The sequence below is a fragment of the Pseudoalteromonas sp. D15MCD-2 genome (genome assembly GCF_038562745.1).
Lineage (GTDB): Bacteria > Pseudomonadota > Gammaproteobacteria > Enterobacterales > Alteromonadaceae > Pseudoalteromonas.
This window is the reverse complement of the sequence record NZ_JBCFQE010000001.1, coordinates 3,070,001-3,083,133: the sequence shown is the minus strand read 5'-3', so window position 1 is coordinate 3,083,133 and position 13,133 is coordinate 3,070,001. Positions and strand designations below refer to the sequence as shown.

Sequence of the window (13,133 nt, the reverse complement as noted above, 5' to 3'; positions counted from 1 at the left end):
AGCAGAAAAGTTAGACTTGCGATTAAGCTTGTGCGTAGTTTGATTTGCCTGCAAGCCAACGTTGAATCAATTTATCGGTAAGCTCTGGATAGTCGTTCAAAATTTTGAAGGCAATGGGTCTTACATGGTCGAGTGTTTGTTTATCGCGGTTTAAGTCGGCGATTTTAAATTCGGCTAGGCCTGTTTGTTTGGTACCAAGTACTTCACCAGGGCCACGGATTTCGAGATCTCGCTCAGCAATAACAAAGCCATCATTACTTTCACGCAGCACACCTAAGCGTTTTTGCGCTGTAGCTGATAATGGCGCGTGATAGAGTAAAACACAGTGTGATGCCGTAGCCCCACGACCAACACGGCCGCGCAGCTGGTGGAGTTGTGCAAGCCCTAACCGCTCAGGGTTTTCAATAATGATAAGGCTGGCATTTGGCACATCAACACCTACTTCAATCACCGTTGTGGCAACAAGTACATGAATATTGCCCGCTTTAAACTCACTCATAATGGCTTGCTTTTCAGCGGCTTTCATCCGGCCATGCACTAAGCCAACGTTTAATTCTGGCAATGCTGCTTTCAATTGCTCAGCGCTATCTTCCGCGGCTTGGCATTGCAGTACTTCAGATTCATCAATCAGAGTGCAAACCCAATACACTTGACGACCTTGCTCTGTGCACGCTGTTCTCACACGTTGAATGATTTCGTCTCGGCGTGCATCTGGAATCGCCACCGTTGTGATAGGCGTTCTACCGGGTGGTAACTCATCAATCACTGAGGTTTCTAAGTCAGCGTAGGCTGTCATTGCTAGCGTTCGCGGGATAGGTGTTGCTGTCATCACTAATTGATGCGGGTAACAGTCACCAAAGCGGCCTTTTTCACGCAGTGATAAGCGCTGATGAACACCAAAGCGGTGTTGCTCATCAATAATAATTAAAACGAGATTGTTAAACTCAACCTGTTCTTGAAATAACGCATGGGTGCCAACAATCATTTGCGCTTCCCCAGAGGCTATTTTTTCGAGAGTAACAGCGCGCTCTTTACCTTTACTTTTGCCACCTAACCAAGCGACTTCAACACCGAGTTGATTAAACCATTGGCTAAAGTTGATGCCATGTTGCTCTGATAAAATCTCTGTTGGTGCCATTAAAGCGACTTGGTAGCCTTCGCTGATAGCGGTGAGCGCACTGAGTGCTGCGACGAGTGTTTTACCTGAGCCAACATCGCCTTGTACTAGGCGCATCATCGGAAACGGGTGTTGTAAGTCACCTTTGATTTCTGCCACCACACGACTTTGCGCGTTAGTTGGGCTAAAGGCTAAATTAGCTAAAAACTGTTGCTCAAGTTGGTTATGAGGCTTTAAAGCAACCGCTTTTACCGTTTGCCCTTTTTGGCGCAGCTTTAAAAGGCTTAAGTTTTGCGCAAGCAACTCTTCAAAAACTAGCCGTTGCTGGGCAGGGTGCATACCTTGTTCAAGGGCAGTTAAATCAACATCGTTTTGTGGGCGATGTAAGGTCATAAGTGCATCGGCTAAACGCATTCCGGTTGGCTGAAACTGTTCTGGCAGTAACTCTTCGACAGGGTATTTAGTTAGTAGTGCAAGTGCTTGATCGCTTAGTGCACGAATAGATAACTGTTTTAGCCCTTCGGTAACAGGATAAACCGGCGTAAGCGTGGTATTAGTTGGTTGCTCAGAAGGGGTATCCGATAAGCTGTATTCCGGATGTGTCATTTCAAAGCCAACTCTGCCACGGCGGATCTCACCAAAGCAACGAATGATTTTACCTGTACTTAAGGCATTTTTTTGAGCCGCGCTAAAGTTAAAAAACCTCAGCGTCAATCGGCCCGTTCCATCATTTACTTGGCAAACCAGCATGCGTCTTTTTCCAAAGGTAATTTGGCTGGTTTCAATGGTGGCTTCAACACTAACATGGCTATGCGGTTGAAGTTCACAGATTGGGTGAATGCGGGTACGGTCTTCATAGCGGTGAGGCAAATGAAACAGCATGTCTTGCACCGTATGAATATTTAGCTTAGCAAGGCGCTCGGCCATTTTCGGGCCGACGCCTTTTAATTCAGTAATTGGGTATAACGCTAAGCTAGGATGACTCAAAGGTGACTCAAATTATTAATTAGTAGACTGTTTTTCAGTTTACTTGCACTCGTTAGTGGCTTCAAGCGGTTGCGTGTGTTTTAAAATGTTCCAGAACGTTTCATCAGCAACAATTTCACCATTTTCATCAAGCTCAGGGTACGGTAGCTCTTTTTCGCGGCATTGTTCGGCAATGATAGGGTGGCAGCCCTCAAACAAGATGCGGTGTTTAACTTTCGCATCAAGCATATCGCGGTTGTAAAGTCCGGCTTCTTCACGTTGGCGCTGAGCTTCAAATAGAATAAGTGCCGCAGCAACAGATACATTAAGAGATTGCACCATTCCTTGCATTGGGATAATGATATTTTTATCAGCATGAGCGAGGGCGCGTGGTGAAATACCATCACGTTCTTGGCCAACAATAACAGCCGTCGGTTTGGTGTAATCTATTTCACGAAAGTCGACTGCATCGTCGCTGAGGTGAGTTGCTAAAATTTGTACTTCCGGATTTTGTGCACGCATCATAGCAACGGCTTCATCGATATTGCGATGCAAGTGAGTTTCTAGCCAGTTTTTACTACCACCTGAGGTATTGTTAGTTAACCATTTTTGATTCTCTGGCCATACAGCATGAACATGATGGCAGCCTGTCGCGTCAGCTGTGCGAGCAATGGCTGATAAATTATGATGCTTATGCACTTCTTCTAAACAAACCGTTAGGTCCGTTTGGCGGCGGTCTAACACGCGCTTAACACGCTCAAAGCGAGTTGTATCCATAGTTGTGTGCTCGTTGACGGATTCTAATTGGCGCTGATTATACCCTAGGGAACAACAGCACGGCTAATAGGGTTTTGTAATGAGATCAGCGTTTCTGTTGATTGAATAGCTTCGATGGCTTGTATTTTGTTAATTAACACATCTTGTAGATGATCAATTGAGCGTGCCATCACTTTGATAAATATACTGTAATTACCTGTGGTGTAATAGGCTTCTACGACTTCTTCTAGCTCTTTTAAATGCAGTAAAGTTTGTGGGTAATCACGGGCATTGTTGAGGTTAATACCAATAAAACAGCAAACATCGTAACCAAGCTGTTTGGCATCAATACTGACTTGGGTGCCTGTAATAATTCCCGCTTGTTTCATCTTTTCGACCCGTACATGAATAGTCCCGGCACTTACTGCAAAGCGTTTAGCGAGTTCTGCATACGCTGTTCGCGCATTTTCCATTAAAGCATTAAGGATGTTTTTATCGAGATTATCGATTTGATAATTTTCCATGGTATTTATTAGTGTTAATTATTGAATCAATAAATTTTATAGCATTATTTTTATGAAAATTTCAATGTTAAGTTCTTTTTATTGCGGGTTATTGAAAATTACCTTTGTTTAGTTGAGGATTGTTTTAACAGGAGGGGCCAAGCAGCGGGTTTCTCTAATTAAGCAAGTAACAATAACTGGGAATGAGGCCAATTATTATGAGTTCACACTACCTGCAGCAACAGCAGCAAATTAGTAAAGTAAAACAGTTTTTTTCAAGCCAATTAGAACAACAATTAGGGTTAGTTGAAGTACAAGCGCCGATCTTGGCTAAAGTAGGCGATGGTATTCAAGATAACTTAAGCGGTACTGAAAATGCTGTATCGGTAGCAGTGAAAACAATTCCGGGTAGCCAATTTGAAGTAGTCCACTCATTAGCTAAGTGGAAACGCAAAACCTTGGCTGATTACGATTTTTCGGTAGGTGAAGGACTCTATACGCACATGAAGGCGCTTCGTCCTGATGAAGAATCTTTAAGCCCAATTCACTCGGTGTATGTTGACCAATGGGACTGGGAAAAAGTGATTTGCGAGAGCACTGAACGTACCTTAGACAAGCTAAAAGAAACCGTGACATCACTTTATCAGGCGATTAAAGCAACCGAACGCTTTGTCGCAAGCGAGTTTGATTTAACGCCGTTTTTGCCCGAGCAAATCACTTTTGTACACAGTGAACAGCTACGTCAGATGTATCCTGACTTTACAGCGAAACAACGTGAAAAAGCGGTAGCACAAGAATACGGTGCGGTATTTTTAATTGGTATAGGCGGCACACTTGCCGATGGTAAAATTCATGACGTACGAGCACCGGATTATGACGATTGGTCAACACAAACCTGTAGTAAATTTGCAGGTTTAAACGGTGATATTTTAGTTTGGAACCCTGTGCTTGAAGATGCATTTGAAATCTCTTCAATGGGCATTCGTGTAAGCCCTGATGCATTAGCTACACAATTAGCGATTACAGGCGACCAAGCTCGCCTAGAGTTTGATTGGCATAAACAGCTACTGGCGAAAAAGTTTCCGCAAACAATAGGTGGCGGAATTGGTCAATCACGACTCGCTATGTTGCTGTTACAAAAACAGCATATCGGGCAAGTACAAGTTGGTGTTTGGCCTGAACAGCTAAAACAGCAAGTGGAAGGAATTCTTTAAAGAGTAATGACCCTGGTAAAAAGAGGCTTTAAGCCTCTTTTTTTATTAACTGGTTTTAAACTCTACCTCAACCTTGTTTTCTTCAAGCTTTACCTTACACGGTGGGTATTGGCGGTTAGTGAGTAGAACTTTTTCGAAAATGTGAATTTCGACCCCTGAATGCAGTTTTTTATTAACGACCAATTGCGCATCTTCCAGCAAATCATGAAGGTGATGCTCTAAGCTTGATAGCTTTTTCTCTAGTATTTCAGCTTGTTCACAATAGTGCATTTGTGTGGCACCAATCTTTGCGAGTAACTGTTTTTTCTTTTCGGCGTCTTTTACTTGATCTGCTTTTTCGATAGCTGATTGTAATGTATCAAGTTGCGCATCTGTTTGTGCTAAATCTTTTAAACACTGATCTGTTTGCGCGGTGACATCAGCACCCGAAGCCGCTAAGTGAATGACCATTTTAGCGCCAGATTCATTGCCAATTTCGCCGGCAATTAACATTTGTGCGTCTAAGATCTCTCCGCCGAATAGCTTGCCTTGCGGGTTATCTTCTTGGCCTATTTGCAATAGCTTAGTGGCTTTCATCGTACAATGGCTGGCTTGACGTTCAATAAGAATATTATTGGCTTCAAGGTAGCAGTATTGACCATGTGATAAGTGAATGTCACCTTGGCTGATAATATTACAAGACAACTTTTTATCTTCGAGCTGGTGACCAATTACACCTTGTTTTATAGTGATATCGCCAGCCGCTGATAAATGGCCTGATTCCACAGTACCCATAACTGTGATATCGCCTTTGGCATTAATACGCATGCCTGGTTCAACGTTATGAGTCACAATGACGCTACCTTCAAAATCTACGTGACCACTTTTTACGTTTACATCGGCAATAGTAAAAATATCATCGACACGCATACCGTTGGCAATATCCACTGGTACACCAGCGATCACAGAAATTAGCTCAAGCGGGTTGTTTTTTGATATTTCGGTGCCTTCACCTGCGACTAGTTTGGTGTTTTCCCCCGGTTTTGCAGGAAGTACATCACCAGTAACAGTAAAGCCTTCTTTGCCAGGAGTAGCAGGAATTTGTTTTATAAGTAATACACCAGGTTCGACACTGGCGAGCTTGCCAAAGTCACGCATATCGGCTGTGCCGTCTTCACGTAGCTTAGGTGTTTTTAAGCGGTCTTTTAAGGTCTCAACCTGTGGTACAAACTTAGACGGTTGGCCATCAATCGGTAAACGGCCTTTTGCGAGCACTCCTTTAGCAACTTCACCTGCAGGTAGCTCAAACTGTTGTTGTAATAACTTTTCTAAGAAAGCTTGCTTATAACCGCGGGCAACACCTGCTTTGATAAGCTCTTTTTTAGCATCGTCAAGCGTCATGACTTTGCCGCCTTCAGCTAAAGTCAGCTCGCCTGTAGCCAGCATTTTGTCATCACTCAGGGTAACAACTAGGCTCGCATCATGTTTAGAGGCAACAACAAGCATGCGCTCATTTGAATCGCTTTTAAAGAAATTATTGATAGCTTCATGATCCACTCTGCATTCGCAAAATGGTGACTTTTCTAATGCTTCGATAATAAACGCAGCACTAGGAGGTGAGTTTTCATGAACATCTAATAAAACGTTGCCGTTGTGAGCGAGCTTAAACACCTGGAGATCCTTTTTTACTACATTAGCTAAAGGTTTTACTTGTTATAACAACAGAGTGCTAGAGATTTGCTAATGAGTCAAGAATTTCGGGTGAGGGAAGTAAGAACTTTTTCTAAAAAAGTGCCAGCAACTTTGCGTTGCTGGCAGGGCTGATTAGTTTGTTGAAGGTAGCTCCATGATACCGTCAATTTCAACTTGCACGCCTTTTGGTAGCGCACGTACGCCAATTGCGGCACGTGCAGGGTATGGTTGCTTAAAGTACTGGCTCATCACTTCGTTAACAATCGCAAAGTTAGATAGGTCAGTTAAAAAGATATTCACTTTTACCATGTCTTGAATTTGACCACCCGCAGCTTGGCAAACAGCTGTTAGGTTTTTGAATACTTGGTGAGTTTGCTCAGTAAAGTCTTCAGAGATCACTTCCATCGTCTCTGGTACAAGTGGGATTTGACCTGATAAATAAACAGCCGTGCCTACTTTAACTGCTTGGCTGTAAGTACCGATTGCTGCAGGCGCATTATCAGTAGAAATAAAAGATTTGTTCATGATTATCCTTGTTACTTTTTACGATAGACTCTTTGCACATCAGGCATAACGCGAATGCGGCGCATAATGTTAGCAACATGAACGCGGTTTTTAACCGTGATGCCTAAATCTATCATGTATAAATTACTTTCTTTTTCGTCAGTCGCTATTTCAACAATGTTGGCTTGGGTTGAGGCAACAACATTGGTTAATTTAGCCAGTGCACCTTGGTGATTGATAATCTCAATACGAAGGGCTGCAATATATTCTTTCTCTGGGTTATCGTCCCATTTTACAACTAAGTATTTTGAGCGCTCTTTTTCCCAACCTCGAATGTTTTTACATTCTTGGCGGTGAACAGTAAGGCCTTTACCTTGGCTAATATAAGCAGTAATAGCATCGCCAGGGACTGGTCGGCAGCATTTAGAGTAATTAACTAACATGCCTTCAGTACCGATGATGGTCGCTTTTGCTTTTTGTGCAAGGTCGTCTAGGTCGTCTGCATCAACTTGCATCAAGCGTTTTGCAATAAGCACACTCATAAGATTACCTGAGCCTATTTCGACTAATAGCTCAAGTACGGTATTAAGTTCATGCTCTTGAAGTACACGGCGAATGTTTTCATCTGGAATATCATCCAGTTTGGTTTCACCAAGTGCTGAGTCTAGTAAACGTCGACCGAGCAGCATGGCTTCTTCATGCTGTTGGCTCTTCAGGTAATTGCGAATACCTAAACGTGCTTTACCTGTTACAACAAAGTTTAACCAAGTTGCATTAGGGTGCGCCCCTGAGCTGGTAATGATTTCGACTGTTTGCCCTGTATCAAGTGCCTTGCTTAGTGGGTGAGGTTTACGGTTAACGCGTGCACCTACACAGGTATTACCTACATCAGTGTGAACTGCATAAGCAAAGTCGACTGCTGTTGCACCCATAGGTAGTTCAACGATACGGCCATCTGGCGTGAAAACATAGATCTCTTCAGGGAATAGCTCTGTTTTAACGTTTTCAACAAACTCAAATGATGAGCCCGCACTTTGCTGAAGCTCCAGTAAGCTTTGCATCCATTGGCGAGCACGCTGCTGTGCTGTGTGGCCTGCGCTATCACCTGCTTTTTTATACATCCAGTGAGCAGCCACCCCTTTATCTGCCATATGATCCATGTCGTGGGTACGAATTTGAATCTCAACAGGAATACCATGAGGGCCAACTAATGAGGTATGAAGCGACTGATAACCATTGGTTTTTGGTACGGCAATATAATCTTTAAAACGGGTTTCTATTGGTTTGTAAAGGTTATGAGCAACACCTAATACACGATAACAGGTATCCATATTATCAACATTGATACGGAATGCGTAGATATCCATCACTTCGTTAAACGACAGCTCTTTATTAAGCATTTTTTTGTAAATGCTATAAAGGTGTTTTTCGCGGCCAGATATAGTTGCTTCGATGCCAGACTCTTCTAAACGCGCTTCAATTTCAGTCTTAATATTGCTGATAACTTCTTTACGGTTACCACGTGCTTTGACTACTTCTGATCTTAATGCGCGATGACGCATCGGGTATAACGCTTGAAAGCCTAAATCTTCTAATTCATTTTTAATATCATGAATACCAAGGCGGTTCGCAATTGGTGCATAAATCTCTAATGTTTCACGGGCAATACGACGGCGTTTGTCAGGACGCAGTGCGCCCAAGGTACGCATGTTGTGAGTACGGTCAGCCAGTTTAATTAAGATCACGCGAATATCTTGAGTCATCGCCATGATCATTTTGCGGTAGTTTTCGGCTTGGAATTCTTTTTTATCTTTAAAGCTGAGCTTATCTAGCTTACTCACCCCTTCAACAAGTTCGGCAACGGTGTCGCCAAAAATTTCAGCTAAGTCTTGTTGGCTAAAGTCGGTGTCTTCAATCACGTCATGCATCAGGGCAGCCATCAGCGTTTCGTGATCTAAGTGCATGCCGGCAAGTATTTGTGTCACTTCGACAGGGTGGGTGATATAAGGCTCGCCACTTGAGCGTGTTTGGCCTTCGTGGGCTTCGCGAGCGACCACGTATGCTTTTTGTACCAGCTCAATATCAGCAGGTGGTAAGTATTCGGATATTTTCTTTTTGAGGCCTTCGAATAGATACAAAGTCACACTCCAATGCGCAAATGAAGTAAATCGGTAACGGTATGAATAGAATATACGATGAAAAGAAGGGCTTGCCAACGGCTAGTGTAGAAATACTAGCCGTATAGCTAAATCAAAGCGGGGAGCTTGATTACTGGTTGCCACCTACGATAGCAGCCACAGCAGCCATTTCTGCTGCTTCTTGATGTTGTTGTTCTTCACGATCAATTAAGTCCATAGAAGAGCTATCTACTAACCCTTTCTCAATTTCACGTAAAGCAATAACCGTTGGTTTGTCATTTTCAGCATCAACGAGTGGATCTTTACCACCAACCGCGATTTGGCGGGCACGACGAGCCGCAACTAAAATTAAGTCAAAACGATTACCAATTGCATCTACTGCATCTTCAACAGTTACGCGAGCCATCTTAGCACTCCAAATAAATTCTTAAGCAAAGGCGTAGTTTACTGTACCAAGTTAAATTCGCCAATAGCTTGTGGTTAATTTTTATCTTATTCTTAAAAAGTATTACTTAAGTAAGTTCTCTAATAACGCCTGATGGCGCACAGTTTGGCTTTTTAACGATAAACGTTTGGCCATAACAATAGTTTCGATTTCTGTAAGTGCAGTATCAAAGTCATCGTTAACCACAACATAATCATACTCATTATAGTGTGATGTTTCTGATTGTGCTTTTGCCATTCTTCCTGCGATTACCTCAGCAGAGTCTTGACCACGGTTATTTAAGCGTGATTCAAGTTCTTCTTTTGATGGTGGAAGAATAAAGATAGTCTCAACATCATCAACTAATTTGCGGATTTGCTGAGCACCTTGCCAATCGATATCTAAAAATACGTCAATACCTGCTGCAAGTTGGCTTTCGATTGCTTGCTTAGACGTACCATAGTAGTTATCGAACACTTGCGCCCATTCAAAAAAGTCATTTTTCTCAATTAGCGCTTTGAACTCATCCACAGAAACAAAGTGATAGTGCACACCGTTTTCTTCACCCGGACGAGGTGAGCGAGTGGTATGCGAAACCGATACTTTCATATCGCTGTGTTTCTTTAGTAAAGCACCAATTAAGCTTGATTTACCAGCCCCTGATGGAGCTGACAAGATAAATAAATTTCCGCGAGTTTGCGCCATGATCTGTCTCTAATAAAAAATAAACAGGCTCGGACTATCGCTAATCCAAGCCTTTAATTGAACTATTGTACTTTATTTCGCTAAAAGTGCTCAAGTTTGCCTGCTTTTAGACTTTTCAAAACAAAAGACCCAGCAGATGCTGGGTCTTATAAAAATGCTATAAATCTCGTTTACTCGATGTTTTGAATTTGTTCGCGCATTTGCTCGATTAACACTTTTAGTTCTACAGCAGCGTTTGTGATATCACTGTTGATAGACTTTGACGCTAACGTGTTTGCTTCACGGTTAAACTCTTGCATCATAAAGTCTAGGCGTCGGCCACATGCGCCGCCTTTAGTTAAGATTTTTTTGGTTTCTTTAACATGCGACTTTAAGCGGTCAAGTTCTTCAGCAACATCTTGTTTTTGCGCAAGATAAATAAGTTCTTGCTCAAGGCGAGACTCATCGATGTCTGTTTTTAGTTCTTCTAGCTTTTGGTTTAGTTTTTCGCGCTGCCATTTAGCAATTTCTGGCAAGTGGCCTTCAACAATGGTTACTTGCTCTAAAATAGCATCAAGGCGAGTTGCAATCATTTCTTGTAAGTTTGCGCCTTCATCGCCGCGAGCTTGTTTAAAATCTTCAATTACTTGGTCAAACCCTGCAATTAGCGCAGTGTTTACACTATCCATATCGAGCTCTTCGGCTTCCATAACGCCAGGCCAACGTAAAATATCAACAGGGTTAATGTCACCATTGCTTTGGTTTTGCACCCATTGTGCGCTTTTAATTAATTGCTCAGCGAGTGATTCATTAATCGTTAACTCACCAACATGCGCTGGATTTGCAGCAAACTTTAAGAAAACTTCAACCTTACCGCGTTGTAAATGTTTACGTAAACGCTCACGAATAACTGGTTCCATGCCACGAAATTGCTCAGGTGCGCGGATAAAAGTTTCAAGGTAACGTTGGTTTACTGAACGAATTTCCCAAGTGCCAGTGCCCCATTCGCCTTTAATTTCGCGGCGCGCATAAGCTGTCATGCTGTGGATCATGGATGATTTCCTAGTGTTATTAAATTTACAAAGTTGACTGATTATACCGAATCAGCTTTTAACCTCTAGCGTAAATTTTCTGAAATGTGCTTTTCTGATGCAGTTAATTATGTAAATGAACATGGCATCTGGCACCACATCGACTTATAATGTGGCAAATTCAGAATTAAGGGGATCGTTAATGCGTCCAAGCGAAAGAACACCTAACCAAATTAGACCGGTTACATTCACACGTAATTACACTATGCATGCTGAAGGTTCAGTATTAGTAGAGTTTGGAAATACTAAAGTTTTGTGTACAGCAACTGTTGAAGCTGGTGTACCACGCTTTATGAAAGGCCAAGGTAAAGGTTGGGTTACGGCTGAATACGGTATGTTACCTCGTTCAACACATACTCGTAATGGCCGTGAAGCATCGCGCGGTAAGCAGGGCGGTCGTACTATGGAAATTCAACGCTTAATCGCACGTGCACTTCGTGCTGCGGTTGATTTAAAGGCGTTAGGTGAAAACACCATTACTATCGATTGTGATGTTATTCAAGCTGATGGCGGTACACGTACAGCATCAATCAGTGGCGCGTGCGTTGCATTAGTTGATGCGCTTACTTACATGCGTAGTAAAGGTATGATTAATTCAAACCCACTTAAGCATATGATTGCGGCAATTTCAGTTGGTGTATATAAAGGTCAACCAATTAGTGACCTTGAGTACCTAGAAGATTCTGAAGCCGAAACAGATATGAACGTGATCTTGACCGAAACCGGCAAAATCATCGAAATTCAAGGTACAGCTGAAGGCGAACCTTTCTCATTCGACGAACTTGATGAGCTACTTACATTAGCTAAGCACTCAATTCGTGAAATTATCGACGTTCAAAAGCAAGCATTAGCTTAATAAAGAAGTAGGTTTATTAGTTATGAAAGATTATCAAAAAGAGTTTATTGAATTCGCACTTGAAAAGCAGGTGCTTAAATTTGGTGAGTTTACTTTAAAGTCTGGCCGCACTAGCCCTTATTTCTTCAACGCTGGTTTATTCAATACCGGTCGTGACCTTGCACGCTTGGGTCGCTTTTACGCTGCAGCACTTGAAGATGCGGGCATTGATTACGATGTATTATTCGGCCCTGCTTATAAAGGTATTCCAATCGCAACGACTACAGCGGTTGCTTTAGCTGATCATCACGACAAAGATGTACCTTATTGTTTTAACCGTAAAGAGAAAAAAGCACACGGTGAAGGTGGCACATTAGTAGGCTCTGAACTTAAAGGTAAGATCATGTTAGTTGATGACGTGATCACTGCAGGCACAGCTATTCGTGAGTCTATGGAAATCATTGCAGATAATGGTGCAGACTTAAGTGGTGTTTTAATTGCACTTGACCGCCAAGAGAAAGGTAAAGCTGAGTTATCTGCTATTCAAGAAGTCGAGCGTGACTTTGGCACTAAAGTTATCTCTATTGTAAAACTAGCTGACTTAATTAGTTACTTAGAAGCTAAAGGCACAATGGATGAGCATTTAGCTGCAGTAAAAGCATACCGTGATCAATACGGCATTGCTTAACACCTAAAAACGCGAACTATTTAAAGGCTCAGCTATATTGCTGGGCTTTTTTGTTTTTAGAGTATTGTACTTTTATGGCCTTAAATACGGTTAAAAAGTTACTGAAGCGTTAATAAAGTTTCTCTTTTGTGGTGTTTAGACTAAAAAGGATACAAAAGGCAGTTTTTTTAAAGTTTTCTCAAAAAAGTACTTGCGTTAATTCGCTGCATCCCTATAATGCGACCCCACTGAGACGGCAGACAGCAACGCTTAGCGAGGCAAGAGCAACTCAGGGTGTCAAGTAAAACTGAGTTTTGAAAAAATAAACTTTTATCAAAATTAAGTGTTGACAAAAATAACGGCTTGCGTAGAATGCACAGCCCTTGAGACGCAAAAGTATCTCAAACGTTCTTTAACAATATAAAGCAATCATCTGTGTGGGCACTCGTACAGATTGAGTTCTAACAGCGAAGCTTAGTTTACTAAGTGGAGCAAACAAATTTAGAGTCTCAATTGAACTGAGTGACCAACGGAAACAAGTTTACTTGTTTCAGCACAGTCAA

General features: G+C 42.2%; 12 protein-coding genes. 3 read left to right on the top strand and 9 right to left on the bottom strand.

The genetic code is table 11. From position 1 onward, the window contains the following. Window positions 1-22 precede the first annotated feature (22 nt). Genes recG through asnC form a run of 3 tightly spaced genes read right to left on the bottom strand, consistent with a single transcriptional unit; the run spans window position 23 to window position 3,363 of the window. A complete protein-coding gene (gene recG, locus AADY36_RS14145; RefSeq protein WP_054563417.1) occupies window positions 23-2,104 on the bottom strand; it encodes an ATP-dependent DNA helicase RecG in 2,082 nt (693 codons plus the stop codon). A 39-nt stretch (window positions 2,105-2,143) separates the two neighbouring features. After that, entirely contained in the window at window positions 2,144-2,860 is a 717-nt protein-coding gene (gene trmH / locus AADY36_RS14140; protein WP_054563418.1) for a tRNA (guanosine(18)-2'-O)-methyltransferase TrmH, read from the bottom strand. 44 nt (window positions 2,861-2,904) lie between these two features. Continuing rightward, complete coding sequence (gene asnC / locus AADY36_RS14135) at window positions 2,905-3,363, bottom strand: transcriptional regulator AsnC (RefSeq protein WP_054554220.1); 459 nt, start codon at window positions 3,361-3,363, stop codon at window positions 2,905-2,907. 197 nt (window positions 3,364-3,560) lie between these two features. On the opposite strand from asnC, the gene asnA reads away from it, so the two are divergent. Continuing rightward, window positions 3,561-4,556: an aspartate--ammonia ligase gene (gene asnA / locus AADY36_RS14130; protein WP_054563419.1), complete on the top strand. Its 996-nt coding sequence runs from the start codon at window positions 3,561-3,563 to the stop codon at window positions 4,554-4,556. A gap of 45 nt (window positions 4,557-4,601) precedes the next feature. Here asnA and AADY36_RS14125 read toward each other — a convergent pair whose 3' ends face one another. From AADY36_RS14125 to AADY36_RS14100, 6 genes are all read right to left on the bottom strand, one after another. Next, window positions 4,602-6,206 carry a DUF342 domain-containing protein gene (locus tag AADY36_RS14125; RefSeq protein ID WP_054563420.1) on the bottom strand — a complete coding sequence of 535 codons (1,605 nt, stop codon included), beginning with the start codon at window positions 6,204-6,206 and terminating at the stop codon, window positions 4,602-4,604. A 153-nt stretch (window positions 6,207-6,359) separates the two neighbouring features. Further along, window positions 6,360-6,752 carry a RidA family protein gene (locus AADY36_RS14120; protein ID WP_054554223.1) on the bottom strand — a complete coding sequence of 131 codons (393 nt, stop codon included), beginning with the start codon at window positions 6,750-6,752 and terminating at the stop codon, window positions 6,360-6,362. 11 nt (window positions 6,753-6,763) lie between these two features. Further along, window positions 6,764-8,869, bottom strand: a complete 2,106-nt coding sequence (gene spoT, locus AADY36_RS14115) for a bifunctional GTP diphosphokinase/guanosine-3',5'-bis pyrophosphate 3'-pyrophosphohydrolase (RefSeq protein ID WP_055021901.1) — start codon at window positions 8,867-8,869, stop codon at window positions 6,764-6,766. A gap of 130 nt (window positions 8,870-8,999) precedes the next feature. Further along, window positions 9,000-9,275, bottom strand: a complete 276-nt coding sequence (gene rpoZ / locus AADY36_RS14110; protein ID WP_054554225.1) for a DNA-directed RNA polymerase subunit omega — start codon at window positions 9,273-9,275, stop codon at window positions 9,000-9,002. A 102-nt stretch (window positions 9,276-9,377) separates the two neighbouring features. Continuing rightward, the gene (gene gmk, locus AADY36_RS14105; protein ID WP_054563423.1) at window positions 9,378-9,998 is read right to left on the bottom strand and encodes a guanylate kinase; all 621 of its coding nucleotides are present in this window, start codon (window positions 9,996-9,998) and stop codon (window positions 9,378-9,380) included. A 170-nt stretch (window positions 9,999-10,168) separates the two neighbouring features. Further along, a complete protein-coding gene (locus AADY36_RS14100; RefSeq protein WP_054563424.1) occupies window positions 10,169-11,029 on the bottom strand; it encodes a YicC/YloC family endoribonuclease in 861 nt (286 codons plus the stop codon). A gap of 181 nt (window positions 11,030-11,210) precedes the next feature. On the opposite strand from AADY36_RS14100, the gene rph reads away from it, so the two are divergent. Together rph and pyrE are read left to right on the top strand one after the other, a co-directional pair. After that, window positions 11,211-11,924, top strand: coding sequence for a ribonuclease PH (gene rph / locus AADY36_RS14095; RefSeq protein WP_054554228.1), 714 nt, complete (start codon window positions 11,211-11,213; stop codon window positions 11,922-11,924). Window positions 11,925-11,946: 22 nt separating this feature from the next. Beyond that, entirely contained in the window at window positions 11,947-12,591 is a 645-nt protein-coding gene (gene pyrE / locus AADY36_RS14090) for an orotate phosphoribosyltransferase (protein ID WP_054554229.1), read from the top strand. Window positions 12,592-13,133 lie beyond the last annotated feature (542 nt).

Bases quoted from the DNA above. Each gene is read 5' to 3' on its own strand.
- AADY36_RS14120 (WP_054554223.1), bottom strand. From the start codon at position 6,752: ATGAACAAATCTTTTATTTCTACTGATAATGCGCCTGCAGCAATCGGT.
- trmH (WP_054563418.1), bottom strand. From the start codon at position 2,860: ATGGATACAACTCGCTTTGAGCGTGTTAAGCGCGTGTTAGACCGCCGC.
- pyrE (WP_054554229.1), top strand. From the start codon at position 11,947: ATGAAAGATTATCAAAAAGAGTTTATTGAATTCGCACTTGAAAAGCAG.
- asnC (WP_054554220.1), bottom strand. From the start codon at position 3,363: ATGGAAAATTATCAAATCGATAATCTCGATAAAAACATCCTTAATGCT.
- asnA (WP_054563419.1), top strand. From the start codon at position 3,561: ATGAGTTCACACTACCTGCAGCAACAGCAGCAAATTAGTAAAGTAAAA.
- rph (WP_054554228.1), top strand. From the start codon at position 11,211: ATGCGTCCAAGCGAAAGAACACCTAACCAAATTAGACCGGTTACATTC.
- gmk (WP_054563423.1), bottom strand. From the start codon at position 9,998: ATGGCGCAAACTCGCGGAAATTTATTTATCTTGTCAGCTCCATCAGGG.
- AADY36_RS14100 (WP_054563424.1), bottom strand. From the start codon at position 11,029: ATGATCCACAGCATGACAGCTTATGCGCGCCGCGAAATTAAAGGCGAA.
- rpoZ (WP_054554225.1), bottom strand. From the start codon at position 9,275: ATGGCTCGCGTAACTGTTGAAGATGCAGTAGATGCAATTGGTAATCGT.